This is a genomic window from Actinocorallia lasiicapitis (assembly GCF_054778695.1).
The window spans coordinates 1-2522 of record NZ_BAAGZI010000582.1 but is presented as its reverse complement, the minus strand read 5'-3'; the positions used below and the strand labels follow the sequence as shown (position 1 = coordinate 2522).

The following is a 2522-nucleotide window of genomic DNA, read 5'->3' as shown; positions in this document are numbered from 1 at the left end:
GGGCACCGGAGCGCACCCCGCCGTGGCGGCCGCGCGGGCCGCGCTGCACGCCTCGGTCAGGGCGCGAACGCGCTGACGTAGTCGCCGGTGATCGGGGCCTGGAGCAGGTCGTCGGGGAGCTCGAAGGCGTCGACCAGCTCGGCGGCGTGCAGCAGGACCTCGTCATAGCAGGTGTTGAGCAGCGCGGGGAGCTCCGCGAGCCGCTCCGGGGTCAGCAGGCCGTGCGCGAGATGGAAGGCGGCGTTGCGCGCGGTCTGCTCCAGCGCGAAGATCCGCAGCAGGGGCAGGACGCGCTCGGCGACCTCGGCGGGGGCCCCGGCGACGGCCGTCGCGAAGGTCGTCAGGGTGAGGTGTTCGCCGGCCGCCTCGACCAGATCCCGCGCCAGGGCGAGGTGGTCGTTCCAGAGGTCGAACTCCGCCCGGCCCTCCGCCCTGGCCGCGGTGATCGCGCCGCTGAGCTCGGCGTGCAGCAGGCGCTCCCGTGCCGCGGCGAGCCGGAGGTACTCGGCCGCCGGCCCGTCCGATGGCTCGAACGGACGGCTCGGCGGATCCGTCACCATCGCCTTCGCCGAATCCAGGACGATGAGCTGGTTGTCGCCGCCCACCGAGGTGAACGCCTGCGCGAGCCCCTGGTAGTCGGTGTACCGGTTGGCCGCCAGGACGCCCTGCGCGCCCGCGCTCATCCGGCAGGCCGCCGCCACCCGCTCGGCCAGCCCGGTGACCACGACCTTCGCCAGCGACGCGTCCCGGTTGAGCGCCGCGACCGGGAACCAGGTGGGCGCACCCGAGGCCACCGGCCGCTCCGCCGCCCGCGACCGGATCCAGCCGTCCACGGAGTGGTTGGCCAGCGCCGCCATCGCATAAGTGGTGGCGAGCGCGCCGAACAGCTTCTCCTGCTGGTTGCGGTAGCGCAGCACCGGCAGATCGGGGCGAAGCCGGCCCGTGGTGGTGCGGCCGAACGCGTGCCGCAGCGCGATCGTCACCGCCGCCCGGCTGGTCGCCGCCAGCGCCGACGTGGCGAGCGACCACATGTTCCTGGCCACGGCGAGGGTCCTGACCAGCCGGGCGTCACCGCCGCCGAGCGGATCGGTGAACACGCCGTCCCGGATCGACGCGCCGTCACTCAGCCACGCCTCGTGCGGGATCGGCACCTCGTCGAAGACCGTGACCGCGTAGTCGAGCGGCACCAGCGGGGACGGCGGCAGCGGCCGCACCGCGATCCCCTCCCCCGGCACCCGGACGACGAACGGGAACACGCCCTTGTCCTCGCCGTCGAAGATCAGCCGGGCGCAGACCACGCCCAGCTTCGGCACGTCCGGCAGCCCGGTGTTCGGCATGAACTTCGCCGCCGCCGGATCGGGCGTGCGCAGCACGAACCCGGCGCCGGTGTGGACGGCCTCGGTGCGCAGCGCCAGATGCGACGTGCCGCGGCCGAGCTCCGTGACCAGGAACGCCCCGAACGCCCCGAACCCCTCCAGCTCCGCGACGTACGGCTCGACCGACGACGCCGACGCCCCGAACTCCACGATCGGATCGAGCGCCAGGAAGTAGTGCAGGACCGTGGCCATGAACAGCGACGGGCAGCTCACGGCCGTCCACTGGGCCAGCCCGAACATCCAGGCGGGCCGGTGCGGCAGCGCGCGCCCCCGAGGCGCCTGCGCGCCGAGCCTGCGGAGCCGTTCGTAGGTGAGCGCGCAGTGCTCGGAGTGGCGCAGGTCGGCGCGGCGGCCGAACACCGGATCGGTGAAGATCTTGTTGAGCGACGCCCTGGTCTCGGCGTCGACCGGCCCGTAGACGAAGTCGGTGAGGGTCATCGGGCCGCCATCGCCGGCCGCGTCGGCCGCAGCTCCTCGAGATTGCGCACCAGGACGGGCGCCAGATACGCGCCGCGTTCGGGGCCCGCGCCGACCAGCGACACCGCGATCTCGTCGCCCGGCCGGACCGTCCCGTCCAGCAGGTCCTCGTGCAGGAGCAGCGGGGTCGAGACGGTGATGAGGTTGCCGTAGGTGCGGACGTTCGACGGGGTCTTGTCCGCGGGCAGGCCGACCGCGGCGACGAGATCGTCGACCAGCAGCGGGTTCGCCTGGTGCAGATAGACCCGAGTGGACCGATCCACATAACCGGGATCGGCGCCCAGCAGAGCGTGGTGGTTACGGGTCATGCCGGACCGGTAGTACTGCTTGATCGCCGCCGAGCTCATCCCGTACGCCGCGCCCATCCGGCCCTCCAGCGTGCTGAGCGGCTGGAACGACGAGCCGCCCGGGTGCCGCACCAGCGGATCGCCCGGATCGCGCGCATAGGTGACCACGCCGCCGCGGCCGGTGCGTTCGAAGACCAGCGCGGCCGCGCCGTCGGAGAACAGCGCGGGCGACGCCCAGAGCTGGGAACCGGTCGGGTGGAGCGTGTTGTGCAGGTAGCGGTCGGCGACACCGCCCGCGCCGTCGCCCATCGCCCGGCTCGGCGCGTTGTAGGTGACGACGAGCGCGCGGCGCGCGTCCATCCCGGCCAGCAGCGCCGCCGCG

General features: G+C 73.7%; 2 protein-coding genes. Both read right to left on the bottom strand.

Features of this window, described 5'->3' with window-relative positions; genetic code table 11:
- Window positions 1–56 precede the first annotated feature (56 nt).
- On the bottom strand, window positions 57–1814 hold the full coding sequence (locus ACYVE7_RS32450; protein ID WP_460370193.1) for an acyl-CoA dehydrogenase family protein: 1758 nt from the start codon (window positions 1812–1814) through the stop codon (window positions 57–59).
- A partial coding sequence (locus ACYVE7_RS32445) for a 3-oxoacyl-[acyl-carrier-protein] synthase III C-terminal domain-containing protein (RefSeq protein ID WP_460370191.1) occupies window positions 1811–2522 on the bottom strand: 712 nt, incomplete at its 5' end. The genes ACYVE7_RS32450 and ACYVE7_RS32445, both read right to left, overlap by 4 nt.